We start from the raw sequence: 15,794 nt of genomic DNA on the forward strand, positions 1-15,794 counted from the left end.
ATGAAACTGCACGCGCTGTTGGCGGGCGTCCCCCTCACCGGGGGGAGCCCCGACCTGGACATGGAAATTTCTTCCATATCCTATGACACCCGGACCCTACAGCCCGGCGCCCTCTTCGTGGCGCTGACTGGGGACAGAACCGACGGCCACCGGCACATCCGGGAGGCCCTGGACAAGGGGGCCGCCGCCGTTCTGTGCCAGCAGGCTCCCCGGGAACCCGGCCCCTGGCTGACCACCGGAGACAGCCGTCTGGCGCTGGCGCTGGTATCCGCCAACTGGTTTGGCCATCCGGGGGATTCCATGACGCTGGCCGCCGTCACCGGCACCAACGGAAAGACCACCACCACCAACCTGCTGAAGGAGCTGCTGGAGCGGACGGCCGGGGCCAAGGTGGGGCTGATCGGCACCAACCGGAACATGATCGGCCAGCGGGAGCTGTCCGCCCACCGCACCACCCCGGAGAGCTGGGAACTCCAGTCCCTTCTGCGGCAGATGGCCGACGAGGGCTGCACCCATGTGGTGATGGAGGTCTCCTCCCACGCCCTGGTCCAGCACCGGACGGCGGGGGTGACCTTCGACGTGGGGGTGTTCACCAACCTGACCCAGGACCATTTGGACTACCACCACACCATGGAGGCGTACCGCGCCGCCAAGGGACTGCTCTTCCGGCAGTGCCGGAGGGCGGTCCTCAACCTGGACGACGAGGCGGGGCGGTGGTACCGGACCCAGGTGGACTGCCCTGTCTTCACCTACTCGGAGAATAAGGACGGGGCGGACCTCTCCGCGAAAAACATCCGCCTCTTCCCCAGCCATGTGGAGTTTGAGGCGCTCACCCTGGGCCGCATTTTCCGGGTCCATCTGCCCATTCCAGGCGGGTTTTCCATTTACAACGCTCTGGCGGCGCTGTCGGCGGGGCTGTGCCTGGGGCTGGACCTGGAGAAAATGGCCGCCGCCATGCCGGCAGTCCACGGGGTGAAGGGCCGGGTGGAGGTGGTGCCCGTCCCACGGGCCTACACCGTGATCATTGACTACGCCCACACCCCAAACGCCTTGGAGAACATCCTCACCACCGCCCGGGGCTTTACGGCGGGCCGCCTGATCTGCCTCTTTGGCTGCGGCGGCGACCGGGACCGGGGAAAACGTCCCATCATGGGGGCCGTCGCCGGGGAGCTGGCGGATGTGGTGGTGGTTACCTCCGACAATCCCCGCACCGAGGACCCGGAGGCCATCATCGGTGAGATCCTGGCCGGCATGGAGCAGGCGGAGGCCGCCCTGCATGTGGAGCCCGACCGCAAGGCGGCCATCGCCTGGGCGCTGGAGCAGGGCAGGCCGGGGGACGTGATTGTGCTGGCAGGCAAGGGCCACGAGACCTATCAGGAGACCGGCGGCGTCCAGCACCACCTGGACGAGCGGGAGGTGGTGGCGGCATATTTTGCTCCCGGAGAGGCCCGACAAGAAAGGACTGGAAAAGTCCCGGCAAATGTGATATAATCGACTGCCTTATGTGCTTCAAAAGAGAAAAAACCGGGAGGGTTCCAATATGACATTCATCCTGAGCTTTATCATCGCCTTTGGCGTGGCCGCCATTGTGGGGCAGATTCTCATCCCCCTGCTGCGCCGGCTGAAGGCGGGGCAGTCCATCCGCTCCGACGGTCCCACCTGGCACATGGCCAAGCAGGGCACCCCCACCATGGGGGGCGTCATGTTTATCATCGCCATCGCCGCGGCTGCGCTGGTGGCCGGGCGGGAGGAGATCTTAGCCGGAAACTGCAACCACCTGTATGTGTTTCTGTTCGCCCTGGTGTTCGGCGTGATCGGGATGGTGGACGACTTCCAGAAGCTGCGCCACCACGCCAACGAGGGCCTCACCGCAGCCCAGAAATTCCTGCTGCAGCTGGCGGCGGCCATCGCCTTTACGGTACTCATGCGGGGACAGGGCTACCTGACCCCCAACCTGTTTATCCCCTTTCTCAACGTGACCATCCCTCTGCCCTGGGTGGTGTACATGGTCTTTGCCGCCTTTGTCATGGTGGGGACGGTGAACGCGGTCAACCTCACCGACGGCATCGACGGGCTGGCCACCGGGGTGACCATCCCCGTGGCCCTGTTTTACATGACCGCCTCCGCCTGGTTCGGCCGGAACGATCTGGCCATCCTCTCCGCCGCTCTGGCGGGGGGACTGGCCGCCTTCCTGCTGTATAATTTCCACCCCGCCAAGGTCTTCATGGGGGACACCGGCTCCCTGTTTCTGGGGGGGATGGTGTGCGGCCTGGCCTTTGCCCTGGATATCCCCCTGGTGCTCCCCATCATCGGGCTGGTCTACGTGGCCGAGGTGCTCTCCGACATCATCCAGGTGGCCTACTTTAAGAAAACCCACGGCAAGCGGTTTTTCCGCATGGCCCCCCTTCACCATCACCTGGAGATGGGCGGCTGGAGCGAGACCAAGCTGTTCTGCGTCTTCTCCGGCATTACCCTGGTCCTGTGCTGTCTGGGCTTTTTGGGGGTCATGTACCGGTACCCGATGTAATATGAAGGAGGCGGTCCCTTGGCCCGTAAAGCAAAACGTGACCTTACTGTGGATGAGCAGCTGGCCCGGGGCCCGCTGGACCTGCCCTTTCTCATGCTGGTGCTCTTCCTGCTGGGCATCGGACTGGTGATGCTCTTCTCCGCGTCCTACTACACGGCTTTTCGGGACTCCAAGCCTCCAGTGAGCAACAACCCCTACTACTACATCATCCGTCAGGCGGCTTTTGCGGCGGCGGGGCTGGGGGGGATGTATGCCGCCTCCCGCTTTGACTACGGCTACCTGCGGCTGCTGTCCCCCTTTTTCCTGGGGATATCCATCGTCCTGCTGGTGCTGATTTACACCCCCCTCGGGGTGGAGATCAACGGCGTGACCCGCTGGCTCAACCTGTTTCTGGTGGCGGGCCCCACCTTCCAGCCCTCGGAGATCGCCAAGGTGACGGTGGTGCTCTATTTTTCCTCCCGCCTGGCCCTGCGGGACAAGGAGCACAAGCGCCGTTTCACCAAGCGCACCCGCTGGGGCCGGACCATGAATTTTTTTGAAAAGATCGGCTTTCTGGAGCTGGTGCCCTACGGCGTGACCCTGGTGGCGGTGCTGGGCCTGATCATTTTTGAACCCCATGTGTCTGGAGCCATGCTGGTGACGGTGGGCGCGGCGGCGGTGCTGTTTGTGTCGGGCATCAGCCTGTGGTGGTTCACCGGTCTGGGCGGCGCGGCGGCGGGCCTGCTCTTTATTTTGTACCACACGGTGGGCTATGTACACCGGAAGATCACCATCTGGCTGGACCCCTGGTCGGTGGACCCCCAGGGCGGCGGCTATCAGTTCCGTCAGGGCATCTACTCCATCGCCTCCGGCGGCCTGCTGGGCCGGGGCCTGGGCAACAGCAACCAGAAGTACGGCTTCGTCCCCGAGCCGGAGAACGACATGATTTTCTCCATCGTGGTGGAGGAGCTGGGACTGGTCGGGGCGTGCCTGATCCTGCTCCTGTTCGCCCTGCTCATCCTCCGGGGCTACTGGATCGCCCTCCATGCCCGGGATAAGTTCGGTATGCTGACGGCGGTGGGCATTATCACTCTGCTGGCCGCCCAGGTGTTTTTGAACGTGGGCGTGATCACCGGCCTGATCCCCAACACCGGAATTTCCCTGCCCTTCTTCAGCTACGGAGGCACTGCCTTGGTGATCCAGTTGGGGGAAATGGGCATCATATTAAGTATTTCACGGCAGATACCGGCCCCGAGAAAAGATTGAGAGGTGCAGCGATGAACGTACTGTTTACCTGCGGCGGCACCGCCGGACATGTGAATCCGGCGGTGGCGCTGGCCCATGTGTTCCAGGAGAAGCATCCCGGCTGCCGGGTCCTCTTTGTGGGGGCGGACAACGGCATGGAGAACAAGCTGGTGCCCAAGGAGGGCTACCAGATCCGGACGGTGACCATCACCAACTTTCACCGCTCCATGGCTCCGGCGGATATCGCCCACAACCTTGGCACGCTGGTGAACATGCAGCGGTCCAAAAAGCAGGCCAAGGCCATCCTGGACGAGTTCAAGCCCGACCTGGTGGTGGGCACTGGGGGCTACGCCTCCTTCCCCGTGGTCAACGAGGCCGCCCACCGGCACATTCCTACCGCCGTCCACGAGTCCAACGCCGTCCCCGGCCTGACCACCAAGGCGCTGTCCAAGGTGGTGGACCGGGTGATGGTGGGCTTTGAGGAGAGCCGGGCGCACTACGAGCATCCGGAGAAGGTGGTGGTCACCGGCACCCCTGTCCGGGGGGACTTCTTCAAGTACACCAAGGCGGAGGCCCGGGAAAAGCTGGGCTTTTCCGACGAGCGGCCCCTGCTGCTGTCCTACTGGGGCTCCCTGGGGGCGGAGGTGATGAACCAGAAGATGGTGGACTTCCTCGCCAAGGAGTGCTACGAGGGCGCTCCCTGGCGGCACATCCACGGCGCGGGCCGGGATTTCCCCTGGATGCAGGAGGAGCTGCTCCGCCGGGGACTGAAGCTGGGGGACAACGGCATCGAGGTGCGGGAGTATATTTACGACATGCCTCTGGTGATGGCCGCGGCCGACCTGGTCCTGTGCCGGGCGGGGGCGTCCACCATATCGGAGCTGACCGCCATCGCCAAGCCGGCGGTGCTGGTGCCCTCCCCCAACGTCACCGCCAACCACCAGGAGAAAAACGCCCAGGTGCTGGCCAGCCAAGGGGCGGGTATCCTCCTGCGGGAGGCCGACTGCGTGGAGAACACCCTCTTCGACAAGGCCGCCATCCTGCTCAACTCCAGGGACCGCCGGGAGGAGATGGTAAAGGCCCTTCAGGCCATGGCCGTCCCCAACGCGGCGGAGAAGATCTACGAGACCCTGCGGGAGATTATGAAATAACCAAACGCCCCCGCTGCGCATAGGATAGCCCAAATCCCAATGATTTGGAGGCTGTCCCATGAGCTGTTATAAGATTACGGGCGGACGTCCCCTGTCCGGCTCCCTGGCCGTCCACGGAGCGAAGAACAGCGTTTTGCCCATGCTGGCCGCCTGCCTGCTGGTTCCAGGCCAGTGCGTGCTCCGCAATGTTCCCGACCTGTCCGACGTGTCCGCCACCATCGATATCCTGCGCCTGCTGGGCTGCCGGGTGGACCGGGAGGGGGACGCCGTCCTGGTGGACGCGTCTGTTCTGAACCGGTCCGATGTCCCCGAGCACCTGATGCGGGAAATGCGGTCCTCCGTCATTTTCCTGGGTGCGCTGCTGGCGCGGCTGGGGGTGGCGGAGCTGTCCTACCCTGGCGGCTGTGAGCTGGGTCCCCGGCCCATCGACCTGCATCTGACCGCCCTGCGGACCCTGGGCGCTGTGATCCTGGAGGAGCAGGGGGTGCTGTGCTGCCAGAACGGCGGGCTTCAGGGCCGGGAGATCTGCCTGTCCATCCCCAGCGTGGGGGCCACGGAAAACGCCATGCTGGCCGCCTGCGGCTGTCCCGGCCTGACCACCATCATCGGCGCGGCCCGGGAGCCGGAGATCGGAGACCTGCAGGGCTTCCTCCGGGCGATGGGGGCGCAGGTCGAGGGGGCGGGAACATCCACGGTCATGATCCGGGGTGGGGTCCCGCTCCATCCGGCAGAGTACCAGGTGATGGGCGACCGCATTGCCGCCGCCACCTACCTGTGCGGCTGCGCCGCCGCCGCCGGGGAGGTGGAGCTGACCGGCGTGTCCCCCAATACCCTTTCCGCCGTGCTCGCCTGCCTGGAGGAGGCGGGCTGCACCCTACATACCTGGCCGGACCGGATGGTCCTCACCTGTACCGCTCCTCTGCGGGGCATTTCGCCGGTGCGCACCGCGCCCTACCCCGGCTTTCCCACCGACGCCCAGGCTGTCCTCATGGCGGCGCTGGCGGGGGGAGAGGGGGCCACCCTCTTTGTGGAGAACATCTTTGACAGCCGCTACCGCCACGTGGATGAGCTGCGCCGCATGGGGGCGGACGTCCAGCTGGCCGGCCGGGCCGCGATGGTGTCCGGCGTGGGGCGGCTCCACGGAGCGGCCGTCCGGTCTACCGACCTGCGGGGCGGGGCCGCGCTGGTGGTGGCCGCCCTGGGGGCGGAGGGGACGACCCAGGTTTCGGAGCTGCGCCACATCAAGCGGGGCTACCAGGCGCTGGACCGGAATCTGCGCGCCCTGGGAGCGGACATCTGCGAAACGCCCTGACCGAACTACCCGCACAGAGGAGAACACCATGCCAAGATACAGCCACCGCAGCAGAACACGCAGGCGAAACAGAGGCCGGTTCGGGCCGCTGTTCAAGCTGCTGTGCGTCATTGCAGTGATCGTGGCGCTGACGGTGGGGGCCACGGTGTTTTTCCGGGTGGAACAGGTGACCGTCACCGGCAACCAGAGATACACAGAGGAGGAGATCATCGCCGCCTCCGGCATCCAGCTGGGCAGCAACCTCTACAGTCTGAACAAGGTGCGCATCGACCGGAACCTCCGCACAACGCTGCCCTACATCGGGGAGCTGACCATCAACCGCTCCCTGCCCAGCACCGTTGTCATCACCGTCACCGAGTGGGAGGCGGTGGCCCAGGTGGCGGCTCCCGGCGTGGAGCAGGTGACCGCCTATCAGGAGGAGGCAGGGGAGAAGGCGGTGACCACCGCTCAGGAGCCGTGGCTGATCAGCGTGAAGGGCAAGCTGCTGGAGCCGGCTCCGGCCAACTCCACCGCCATCGCCGTCACCGGCCTGACGCCGCTGGCCCCCCAGGCGGGCAGCTTCCTGGAGGTGCCGGAGGAGGAGCTGACCAAGCTGGAGGCCCTCACCGGCCTGCTGGAGGCGCTGGAGGTCCGGGAAGTCCGGGGGGAGGTGTCCGCAATCCGGCTGGAGTCCACCTACCTGGTGGCCCGGTACGCCGGACGCTTCGACGTCAAGATGCGGCTGAACGCGGACTTCAACTACGACGTGCGCCGGATGGAGAGCGTCCGCCAGCGGATGGAGGCGGAGCGGGGAGAGGAAGTGGCCGGCTCCATCGACCTGACCCAGGAGAAATACAGCGCGGTCTTCTCAGAGGCCGGGGATCAGGGGGTGCGGTGAGGGCCGGTCCCCCTGGCCAGGAGGAAAAACAGGCCGCCTGCGCCGCCAATGATTGACAAGAAAATAATGGAAACTTTGGTCGATTTGGGATTCCCTCTTGACCTAAACCGGAAACTGCGGTACAATAAAGCATAATATTGTCCAGACTTGGGACCACCCCACAAAGCTTCGCTGCGGGACCCCACGTGTACATACATAGGAGGAAACAGAATGGCGTTCGGATTGGATATGGGCCCTGAGAGCGTTGTCAACATTAAAGTGATCGGCGTCGGCGGCGGCGGCAACAACGTGGTCAACCGCATGGTCCGCACTGGAACCAAGGGCGTGGAGTTTATCGCCGTGAACACAGACAAGCAGGCGTTGGAAGCCTCCAACGCCACCAGCAAGATCCAGATTGGCGAAAAGCTGACCAACGGCCAGGGCGCCGGCGCGGACCCCGAGGTGGGCCGCAAATCCGCGGAGGAGAACCGCAAGCAGATTTCCGAGGTGCTGGAGGGCACCGACATGGTGTTTATTACCGCCGGCATGGGCGGCGGCACCGGAACCGGCGCGGCTCCCATTGTGGCGGATATCGCGAAGGAACAGGGCATCCTGACCGTCGGCGTGGTCACCAAGCCCTTCCGCTTTGAAGGCTCGCTGCGCATGCGCAAGGCGGAGGCCGGCATCGCGGAGCTGCGGGCCAAGGTGGACTCGCTGGTGATCATCCCCAACGAGCGGCTGAAGCTGGCCAGCGACCAGAAGATCACCATGCTCAACGCCTTCGAGATCGCCGACGACGTGCTTCAGCAGGCGGTCCAGTCCATCTCCGACCTGATCAAGAACACCGGCTTCATCAACCAGGACTTTGCCGACGTGTCCGCCGTCATGAAGGACGCGGGCCGGGCCCATATGGGCGTCGGCCGGGCCGCCGGCAAGAATAAGGCGGAGGAGGCCGCCAAGATGGCAATCTCCAGCCCCCTGCTGGAGACCTCCATCAACGGCGCCCGGGGCGTGCTGATCAACGTCACCGGCTCCATGGACATCGGCCTGGAGGAGGTGGAGACCGCCGCCAACCTGGTCCAGGAGGCCGCGTACCCCGACGCCAACATCATCTTCGGCGCCGCCTTTGATGAGACGCTGGAGGATGAGATCCGGGTCACCGTGATCGCCACCGGCTTTGAGGAGAACCAGACCGTCCCCTTCCCCAATCAGGTGGAGACGCCCGCCCCGGCCCCCGAGGCGGCCAGCGCCGCTCCCGAGGAGGAGGCCGTCTCCCCGGCTGGGGCAGAGGCCCCCGCCGTGGAGCAGCCCGCCGTGCCGGAACCCCCCAAGCCCGCCGTGAATGACGACGACTGGGATATTTTGGAGAAAATTTTCAGCAAAAAGCGGTAAAAATCACCGCCCTGCCGGATGACGGCAGGGCGGTTTTTTCATAGGAACAGGGCCAGGACGGACGTCAAGATCCCGCAGACGCAGATGGCGATGGAGCTCATGGCCCCCTGGACGGAGCCAATCTCGATGGCCCGGGTGGTGCCCAGGGCGTGGCTGCAGGCGCCGATGGCCAAGCCCTCTGCCACAGGCTCTGTAATGTGAAACAGCTTGGCAAAGATGGGGGCGAAGACCGCTCCGGCAATGCCTGCTGCCATCACCGCCGCCGCCGCGATGCCGGCCACTCCGCCGTGGCTCTCCGCAATGCCCATGGCGATGGCGGTGGTGACGCTCTTGGGCATGAGGGAGGCGGTGAGCGCCTCGTCCACGTGAAAGAGGCGGCACAGGGCCAGGGTGCTGCCCACACTGGTGAGGCTGCCCACCAGGCAGCCCGCCAGCACCGGGAAAAAGTACTTTTGCAGGATGCTGCGCTGGTTGTAGATGTTCAGGGCCAGCACGGCGGTGACCGGGCTGAGCATCAGCTTGATGAAATCGCTGCCGGCGGAGTAGGTCTGGTAAGGGATGTCCAACAGGACCAGCAGGGCGATGATCAGCGCCACCGCAATGAGCAGGGGGTTGCACAGCAGGAAGCCCGTCTTTTTCTGCACCCAGCAGCCGAAGCACCAGGCGGCGGCGGTGAGGGTCAGGCCCAAAAAGGGGGAGCTCAGCAGGGCGTCAAGCATGTTTCCTTGCCTCCTTCCCCTTAGAGCGGCGGATCAGCAGCTGGACCGACCAGGCGGTGACAAAATAGATCAGCGGCGTGGTGAGGAAGCTGATGAGCAGAAAGGGAGCCAGCTGGCGCAGGATGATGGGGGCGTGCTCCATCACCCCCACGCAGGAGGGGAGGAAGAAAAACGCCATGTTGGCCACCAGAAAGCCGCTGAGCCGCTGGATGTGTTCCGGCTTGAGGATCTTTGTAAACAGCAGCAGTCCCAGCAGCAGTAAAGCGATTACGCTTGCCGGAAAGGCCACCGGGATCAGCGCCGTGATCCCCTCTGAGACCAGGCAGACGCCGCAGAGAATGGCGATCTCCGCCATGATGTTCATTGGTTTACCCCTCCCGTTTGTCGGACCGTCCCACCAGATAGTCCAGCGATACATTGTAAAAATCCGCCATCTGCACCAGGATGGAGGCATCAGGTTCCCGCTCCTTTTTTTCGTACCGGCGGTAGGTGCTGAATGGAATGCCCATTCCTTCTGCGGCAAGTTGTTGGGTCAGATTTCGTTCCTTGCGCAGAGTATACAAACGTTCGGACAAAGTTGTCATTTTTATCATTTCCTCTTGACAGGTCTGTTTGGAGTAATTATAATGGAGATAAAGTAATCTGAATGGAGTAATCTGAATGGGGGAATCACTATGGATGACCTGACACGGTGCCTGTATGAATTTCTGATGGAAACCCGCATGGGGCGCATATGGGAGGACGAAGAATACAAAGCGTGCAATTCGGGGCTGTTATTACAGGAACAGCGGGTGCGCTCCCGCTTAAGCGGGGAGCAGGAAGCGGAGCTGGACCGCTTCCTGGACTGCATGCTGGAGCGGGACAGCGTGGAAAAGGAGCATCTGTTCCAGTCCACGCTGGACCTGCTCCGGGAGCTGAGCGCCCTGGCGGGTTAGTCCCAGATCGCGGTGGCGAAGTAGTCCTCCGGGGTCTCCGCCCGGCGGATGAGGCGGGTGGAGCCGTCCTGGCACAGCAGGACCTCCGCCGAGCGCAGGCGGCCGTTGTACTGGTAGCCCATGGCGTGGCCGTGAGCGCCGGTGTCGTGGATGACCAGCAGGTCGCCAACCTGAATCTCGGGCAGCATCCGGTCCACGGCGAACTTGTCGCAGTTTTCGCACAGCGAGCCGGTTACGTCGTACTTGTGGTCGCAGGGGGCGGTCTCTTTGCCCATCACGGTGATGTGGTGGTAGGCCCCGTAGATGGCGGGGCGCATCAGGTTGGCGGCGCAGGCGTCCACCCCGATATACTCCTTGTGGATGTGCTTCTGGTGGAGCGCCCGGGTGACCAGGTGGCCGTAGGGGGCCAGCATGAACCGGCCCAGCTCGGTGTGGATGGCCACGTCCCCCATCCCGGCGGGGACCAGGATCTCCTCAAAGGCCCTGCGCACCCCCTCGCCGATGACGGCGATGTCGTTGGCGGACTGCTCGGGGCGGTAGGGCACCCCCACGCCGCCGGACAGGTTGATGAAGGTGATGTGGACGCCGGTCTCCTCCTTCAGCTCCACGGCCAGTTTGAACAGGATGGCGGCCAGAGCGGGGTAGTAGTCGTTGGACAGGGTGTTGGAGGCCAGGAAGGCGTGGATGCCGAACTCCTCCGCCCCCAGCTCCTTCAGGCGGCGGAAGGCCTCGGTCATCTGGGGCCGGGTGAGGCCGTACTTGGCGTCCCCGGGGTTGTCCATCACCTGGAAGCCCTCTTCGCTCTCCCCCAGGGTGAATGCGCCGCCGGGATTGTACCGGCAGGAGATTTTTTTGGGAATATAACCGATGGTTTTTTGCAGAAAGTCAATGTGGGTGATGTCGTCCAGGTTGATGGTGGCCCCCAGCTGGGCGGCCAGGGCGAACTCCTCCGCAGGGGTGTCGTTGGAGGAGAACATAATCTCATCGCCGGCGAAGCCGCAGCGCTGGGACATCATCAGCTCGGTGAGGGAGGAGCAGTCCACGCCGCAGCCCTCCTCCCGGAGGAGCTTTAAGATCTGGGGGTTGGGGGTGGCCTTCACGGCGAAGTGCTCCTGAAAGCCGGGGTTCCAGGCGAAGGCCCGGTACAGCGCGCGGGCGTTTTCCCGGATGCCCGTCTCGTCGTACAGGTGGAAGGGGGTGGGGTAGTCCCGAACGATCTCCTGGAGCTGCTCCAGGGTGACGAAGGGTGTTTTCATAGGTGCGGTCAGCTCCTTTTTTAGTCTATAAGGCAACAGTCAGTCTAACTTCTTTCTGCCGATTTGTCAATAAAATCCTTGACAATGTGGGGGGAACAATGCGATACTAAAAGCCGAAATCAGGAAAGAGAGGGTTTTTGCTTATGGCCTACTCCAAGGAAGACATTATCCGCGCGGTCCGGGAGAACGAGATCGAGTTCATCCGGATGCAGTTCACCGATATCTTTGGGCAGATGAAGAACGTGGCGATCACCGCCTCCCAGGTGGAGAAGGCGGTGAACAACCAGATCATGTTCGACGGCTCCTCCATCGAGGGCTTCACCCGCATCCATGAGTCGGACCAGTGCCTGTACCCCGACCTGGACAGCTTCCTCATCGTCCCCGAGAAGGTGGCCGGGGGCAAGGTGGCCCGCATGTTCTGCGACGTGTATAACACCGACGGCACCCCCTTCGTGGGCGATCCCCGGGGGGTGCTGCGCCGGGTGCTCCGCCGGGCGGAGAGCATGGGCTACGACGTGTTCAACATCGGCCCCGAGCTGGAGTTCTTCCTGTTTGAGACCGACGAGAACGGCCGGGCCACCACCCGCACCAAGGACGAGGCCGCCTACTTTGACCTGGGCCCCCTGGACCACGGGGAGTCCACCCGCCAGGAGATCTGCCTCAACCTGGAGAAAATGGGCTTTGAGATCGAGGCCAGCCACCACGAGTGCGCCGTGGCCCAGCATGAGATCGACTTCAAGTACAACAACGCCCTGGACGGCGCCGACAAGATCATGACCTTCAAGCTCACCGCCAAGAGCATCGCCCAGAAGAACGGCCTCCACGCCACCTTTATGCCCAAGCCCATCTACGACATCGCGGGCAACGGCATGCACCTGAACATGTCCCTGTTCAAGGACGGGAAAAATGTCTTTTACGACCCCAGCGGGGAGCGGGGGCTGTCCAAAACGGCCTACTCCTTCATCGCCGGACTGCTGGACCACGTCCAGGGCTTTACGGCGGTGACCAACCCGCTGGTCAACTCCTACAAGCGGCTGGGCGCGGGCCATGAGGCCCCCCGCTACCGGGCCTGGTCGGCCTCCAACCGGTCGGCCCTGATCCGCATCCCCGCCGCCCGCGGCCAGGCCACCCGGGTGGAGCTGCGTTCCCCCGACCCCGCCTGCAACCCCTATCTGGCGGTGGCCGTCTGTCTGGCCGCCGGTCTGGACGGCATCGCCCGGGGCCTGACCCCGCCCCCCGAGATCACCGGCGACATCTACGCCATGGACGACGCCACCCGGCAGAAGCACGGCATCTACTGCCTGCCCGACACCCTGAAGGACGCGCTGGAGGAGTTGGAGAAGGACGCTCTGATTCTGGACGTGCTGGGCCAGCACGTGGCTGAGCACTATGTCAAGGGCAAGATGAAGGAGTGGGAGGAATATCAGACCCGTGTGTCCAGCTGGGAGCTGGAAAAATATCTGGTGATCTATTAACCCCCAGCCGGGGACGGCCCTTGCCGTCCCCGGTCTTTCTGTGCGCGCCGGCGCATAGGCTGACACCGAAAGGGGTGTTGACCAATGCGGTTCACCAAAATGGAAGGCTTAGGAAACGACTACATCTACCTCAACTGCCTGGAGGGGCGGCCCGAGGACCTGCCCGGTCTGGCGGTCCGGCTGTCGGACCGGCACTTTGGCGTGGGGGCGGACGGGATCATCTGTATCGGCCCCGGCCGGGGCGGCGATTTTTCCATGGAGATGTACAACGCTGACGGCTCCCAGGGGGCCATGTGCGGCAACGGCATCCGCTGTGTGGGAAAATATGTCTACGACAGGGGGCTGACCCGAAAGACCTGCCTGACCATCGACACCGGCGCAGGACCCCGGTCGCTGGAGCTCCATGTCCTGGGGGGCCGGGTGGACCAGGTCACTGTGGACATGGGGCAGGCGAGGGTGGACGCCCCCGTCACCCTGGAGGCGGCGGGGGGGACCTTTTCTGTGGTCCCGGTTGACGTGGGCAATCCCCACGGGGTCGTGTTCTGCGGGGACCCGGCGCAGGCCGGCCTGGAGCGGCTGGGGCCCCTCTTGGAGACCCACCCCGCCCTGGGGGAGCGGCGGAACATCGAGTTCGTCTCCCTTCCGGACCGGGAGCGCCTGATGATCCGGGTGTGGGAGCGGGGGAGCGGGATCACCCTGGCCTGCGGCACTGGAGCCTGTGCCTCCTTTGCCGCCGCCCTGCGGGAAAACCGCTGTGAGCGCCGGGTGGAGGCGGTCCTCCCCGGGGGAAGGCTCACCCTGGAGCGGCGGGGGGACCGCCTCTTCATGACCGGCCCTGCCCGGACCGTGTTCGAGGGGGAGATCCCGGAGCCGGGAAAAATCAAGCCTTGACAACCTGGGGGGATACCTTTATGATATAAGAATCGCCTGGAGGAGGTTTTGCTGTGGAGTATATTACCAGTCGAAAGAATCCCATCTGTAGCCATCTCCGAAAGCTGGCCGCCTCCAGGAGCTACCGTGAGGAGACCTGCGAGATGCTGTGCGACAGCCCCAAGCTGCTGGAGGAGGCCGAGCTGTGGGGCTTTGGCATCAAAACCCTCCTGTACACCCAGGGGGTGGAGCTGCCCCCCTTCGATGACCGCGGGACCCGCATCATCCAGGTCACCGAGAGCGTGATGGAGTCGGTCAGCCCCATGAAGACCCCCCAGGGGGTGGTGTTCACCTGTATGTCCATGGGACACCAGCCGCCTGAGCGTCTGGAGCCGGGACGGTATCTGGTGCTGGACGGGGTCCAGGACCCTGGCAACGTGGGCGCCATCCTGCGCACGGCGGACGCCTTTGACTGTGACGAGGTATTTCTCCTCCCCGGCTGCGCCGATATCAACAGCCCGAAAACCATCCGGGCCGCTATGGGGGTCCACTTCCGCCGGGTTATCTATCAATGTACCCTGGAGGAGCTGACCGCCCTGCTCCAGGGGGCGGGCATTCCCATGTACGCCGCCGCCCTGGGGAAGGATACCGCCGATGTGCGGGCGCTGAACCTGTCCAACGCGGCGGTGGTCATCGGCAGCGAGGGCCGGGGGGTGTCTCAGGCGGTACTGGAGGTGTGCTCCGGAACGTTGAGCATCCCCATGTCCCGCCGGTGCGAATCCCTGAATGCGGCGGCGGCAGCGGCGGTCATCCTCTGGGAGATGGCCCGGGAAACGCTTGCCGGTACAGGCCCTGAACAATAAGGAAGGCGGCCAGCAGAAGCAGGAAAAATACTGCGTAGGCCGGGACATAGCTGCCCAGCCAGCCGGCCAAAAGACCGGGCAGCGGCCCGAAGACGAAGATGCCTCCGGTGAAGAATACCGTAATGGTGCGCACGCCGCTTTCGTACTCCCCGGGACCGTAAAGGTCTGCCGCCCACCGGGCGGGGGAGACGGCGGTGATGGACATCCCCAGCCCGAAGGCGGCAATGGCCAGAATGGGCGGGAGCCGTCCCCCCAGAGGGGCCAGACAGCACAAGGCGAGGGACAGCAGAAGGGTTCCAAAGGCAAAGCGGTTGCCGCCTTTGCTGCCCAGCCGGTCGTAGACCTGGCCGCACAGAATTTTGCCGATGCTGATCATGGCCCCCAAGCAGGACAGCAGGGCGGCCACAAAGAGATAGTTGTACCCGTTGGAGGTATAGAGCATGGTCAGGTGGGAGAAGCCCGGCCCGCCGGTGGCTCCGATCAGCAGGGCGGCCAGCAGGAGCAGTCCCCGCTGGCCTCTGGACAGGCCCGGTCCGTGCTGGACGGTCTGGACCGGTGCGGAGGAGGCCCCCTGCTGAACGTAGGGCTCCAGACCCAGGCAGGCGGGGCGGTCCCGCACCAGCAGCCACACCAGCGCGGCGCACAGAACGATCACCGCTCCCTCCCAAAGAAAGGCCGCCCGCATTCCGGCGGAGGCCATGATTTTGGTGAGGAGCACCGGGGCGAACACGGTGGACACCCCGCTGCCCGCCGAGGCCAGCCCCAGGGCCAGTCCCCGCCGGTCCTGAAACCACCGGCCCACGGCCATGGACAGGGGGACCATCCCCGCCCAGCAGTAGCCCACCCCTGTGAGGGCGGCGGCGAGGGCGTACATGAGAAAGCTGCCGGCATAGGCGAAGCAGATGCAGGAGAGTCCCACCAGAAGCACGCCGGCGCTCATGATGCGGCGCAGGCCGAATGCTTCGCACAGCTGGTTGACGCACAGCAGGGCGGCCAGGATGAACAGGCTGCGGATGGTGGTGATCCAGGAGCCCTGGGCGTCGGTGAAGCCGTTGAGCCGGATGATTTCTGGCTGATAGATGGAGAAGACATTCACCCCCAGGCCCATGACTGCAAACAGGGCCAGGGCTCCGCCCAGACAGATCATCCAGGCCCGGTGGGGACGGCGGCGGACAGACATATGATCACTTCTTCTGATTGGATTTTGACCGAGA

General features: G+C 64.3%; 16 protein-coding genes. 11 read left to right on the top strand and 5 right to left on the bottom strand.

Annotated elements, in window-relative coordinates:
- The 7 genes from VV088_RS01755 to ftsZ all read left to right on the top strand — a co-directional run bounded on the left by VV088_RS01755 (position 1) and on the right by ftsZ (position 8,462).
- Positions 1-1,491 (top strand): UDP-N-acetylmuramoyl-L-alanyl-D-glutamate--2,6-diaminopimelate ligase, encoded by a 1,491-nt coding sequence (locus VV088_RS01755; RefSeq protein ID WP_334599085.1) that lies wholly within the window; start codon positions 1-3, stop codon positions 1,489-1,491.
- A gap of 49 nt (positions 1,492-1,540) precedes the next feature.
- Entirely contained in the window at positions 1,541-2,527 is a 987-nt protein-coding gene (gene mraY / locus VV088_RS01760; RefSeq protein ID WP_334599086.1) for a phospho-N-acetylmuramoyl-pentapeptide-transferase, read from the top strand.
- A gap of 18 nt (positions 2,528-2,545) precedes the next feature.
- Positions 2,546-3,772, top strand: coding sequence for an FtsW/RodA/SpoVE family cell cycle protein (locus VV088_RS01765; RefSeq protein WP_334599087.1), 1,227 nt, complete (start codon positions 2,546-2,548; stop codon positions 3,770-3,772).
- Between the two features lie 11 nt (positions 3,773-3,783).
- On the top strand, positions 3,784-4,902 hold the full coding sequence (murG, locus tag VV088_RS01770) for an undecaprenyldiphospho-muramoylpentapeptide beta-N-acetylglucosaminyltransferase (protein ID WP_334599088.1): 1,119 nt from the start codon (positions 3,784-3,786) through the stop codon (positions 4,900-4,902).
- A gap of 58 nt (positions 4,903-4,960) precedes the next feature.
- Entirely contained in the window at positions 4,961-6,214 is a 1,254-nt protein-coding gene (gene murA / locus VV088_RS01775; protein WP_334599089.1) for a UDP-N-acetylglucosamine 1-carboxyvinyltransferase, read from the top strand.
- Between the two features lie 28 nt (positions 6,215-6,242).
- On the top strand, positions 6,243-7,091 hold the full coding sequence (locus tag VV088_RS01780) for a cell division protein FtsQ/DivIB (protein WP_334599090.1): 849 nt from the start codon (positions 6,243-6,245) through the stop codon (positions 7,089-7,091).
- Positions 7,092-7,301: 210 nt separating this feature from the next.
- On the top strand, positions 7,302-8,462 hold the full coding sequence (ftsZ, locus tag VV088_RS01785; protein WP_334599091.1) for a cell division protein FtsZ: 1,161 nt from the start codon (positions 7,302-7,304) through the stop codon (positions 8,460-8,462).
- 38 nt (positions 8,463-8,500) lie between these two features.
- On the opposite strand, the gene VV088_RS01790 is transcribed toward ftsZ, so the two are convergent.
- From VV088_RS01790 to VV088_RS01800, 3 genes are read right to left on the bottom strand one after another with little or no spacing between them, the layout of a single operon-like run.
- Positions 8,501-9,181 carry an LrgB family protein gene (locus VV088_RS01790; protein ID WP_334599092.1) on the bottom strand — a complete coding sequence of 227 codons (681 nt, stop codon included), beginning with the start codon at positions 9,179-9,181 and terminating at the stop codon, positions 8,501-8,503.
- Positions 9,174-9,545: a CidA/LrgA family protein gene (locus VV088_RS01795; RefSeq protein WP_334599093.1), complete on the bottom strand. Its 372-nt coding sequence runs from the start codon at positions 9,543-9,545 to the stop codon at positions 9,174-9,176. Before VV088_RS01795 ends, VV088_RS01790 begins: the two co-directional genes overlap by 8 nt.
- 4 nt (positions 9,546-9,549) lie before the next feature.
- Complete coding sequence (locus VV088_RS01800) at positions 9,550-9,765, bottom strand: helix-turn-helix domain-containing protein (protein ID WP_334599094.1); 216 nt, start codon at positions 9,763-9,765, stop codon at positions 9,550-9,552.
- 90 nt (positions 9,766-9,855) lie between these two features.
- Between VV088_RS01800 and VV088_RS01805 the strand changes: the two genes are divergently transcribed.
- Positions 9,856-10,116, top strand: a complete 261-nt coding sequence (locus VV088_RS01805) for a hypothetical protein (protein WP_334599095.1) — start codon at positions 9,856-9,858, stop codon at positions 10,114-10,116.
- On the opposite strand, the gene VV088_RS01810 is transcribed toward VV088_RS01805, so the two are convergent.
- A complete protein-coding gene (locus VV088_RS01810) occupies positions 10,113-11,372 on the bottom strand; it encodes a diaminopimelate decarboxylase (RefSeq protein WP_334599096.1) in 1,260 nt (419 codons plus the stop codon). The genes VV088_RS01805 and VV088_RS01810 overlap by 4 nt on opposite strands.
- 143 nt (positions 11,373-11,515) lie before the next feature.
- Between VV088_RS01810 and VV088_RS01815 the strand changes: the two genes are divergently transcribed.
- The 3 genes from VV088_RS01815 (at position 11,516) to VV088_RS01825 (ending at position 14,580) form a co-directional block, all read left to right on the top strand.
- Positions 11,516-12,847 (top strand): glutamine synthetase family protein, encoded by a 1,332-nt coding sequence (locus VV088_RS01815; RefSeq protein WP_334599097.1) that lies wholly within the window; start codon positions 11,516-11,518, stop codon positions 12,845-12,847.
- An 84-nt stretch (positions 12,848-12,931) separates the two neighbouring features.
- On the top strand, positions 12,932-13,738 hold the full coding sequence (dapF, locus tag VV088_RS01820; RefSeq protein WP_334599098.1) for a diaminopimelate epimerase: 807 nt from the start codon (positions 12,932-12,934) through the stop codon (positions 13,736-13,738).
- 53 nt (positions 13,739-13,791) lie between these two features.
- Complete coding sequence (locus tag VV088_RS01825) at positions 13,792-14,580, top strand: TrmH family RNA methyltransferase (protein WP_334599099.1); 789 nt, start codon at positions 13,792-13,794, stop codon at positions 14,578-14,580.
- On the opposite strand, the gene VV088_RS01830 is transcribed toward VV088_RS01825, so the two are convergent.
- A complete protein-coding gene (locus tag VV088_RS01830) occupies positions 14,525-15,760 on the bottom strand; it encodes an MFS transporter (RefSeq protein ID WP_334599100.1) in 1,236 nt (411 codons plus the stop codon). The two genes, VV088_RS01825 and VV088_RS01830, sit on opposite strands and share 56 nt — an antisense overlap.
- Positions 15,761-15,794: the final 34 nt, after the last annotated feature.

The sequence above is a fragment of the Lawsonibacter sp. JLR.KK007 genome (assembly GCF_036941135.1).
In the GTDB taxonomy this organism is placed as follows: Bacteria; Bacillota; Clostridia; order Oscillospirales; family Oscillospiraceae; genus Lawsonibacter.

Bases quoted from the DNA above. Each gene is read 5' to 3' on its own strand.
- VV088_RS01755 (WP_334599085.1), top strand. From the start codon at position 1: ATGAAACTGCACGCGCTGTTGGCGGGCGTCCCCCTCACCGGGGGGAGC.
- mraY (WP_334599086.1), top strand. From the start codon at position 1,541: ATGACATTCATCCTGAGCTTTATCATCGCCTTTGGCGTGGCCGCCATT.
- murG (WP_334599088.1), top strand. From the start codon at position 3,784: ATGAACGTACTGTTTACCTGCGGCGGCACCGCCGGACATGTGAATCCG.
- murA (WP_334599089.1), top strand. From the start codon at position 4,961: ATGAGCTGTTATAAGATTACGGGCGGACGTCCCCTGTCCGGCTCCCTG.
- VV088_RS01780 (WP_334599090.1), top strand. From the start codon at position 6,243: ATGCCAAGATACAGCCACCGCAGCAGAACACGCAGGCGAAACAGAGGC.
- ftsZ (WP_334599091.1), top strand. From the start codon at position 7,302: ATGGCGTTCGGATTGGATATGGGCCCTGAGAGCGTTGTCAACATTAAA.
- VV088_RS01790 (WP_334599092.1), bottom strand. From the start codon at position 9,181: ATGCTTGACGCCCTGCTGAGCTCCCCCTTTTTGGGCCTGACCCTCACC.
- VV088_RS01795 (WP_334599093.1), bottom strand. From the start codon at position 9,545: ATGAACATCATGGCGGAGATCGCCATTCTCTGCGGCGTCTGCCTGGTC.
- VV088_RS01800 (WP_334599094.1), bottom strand. From the start codon at position 9,765: ATGACAACTTTGTCCGAACGTTTGTATACTCTGCGCAAGGAACGAAAT.
- VV088_RS01805 (WP_334599095.1), top strand. From the start codon at position 9,856: ATGGATGACCTGACACGGTGCCTGTATGAATTTCTGATGGAAACCCGC.
- VV088_RS01810 (WP_334599096.1), bottom strand. From the start codon at position 11,372: ATGAAAACACCCTTCGTCACCCTGGAGCAGCTCCAGGAGATCGTTCGG.
- VV088_RS01815 (WP_334599097.1), top strand. From the start codon at position 11,516: ATGGCCTACTCCAAGGAAGACATTATCCGCGCGGTCCGGGAGAACGAG.
- dapF (WP_334599098.1), top strand. From the start codon at position 12,932: ATGCGGTTCACCAAAATGGAAGGCTTAGGAAACGACTACATCTACCTC.
- VV088_RS01830 (WP_334599100.1), bottom strand. From the start codon at position 15,760: ATGTCTGTCCGCCGCCGTCCCCACCGGGCCTGGATGATCTGTCTGGGC.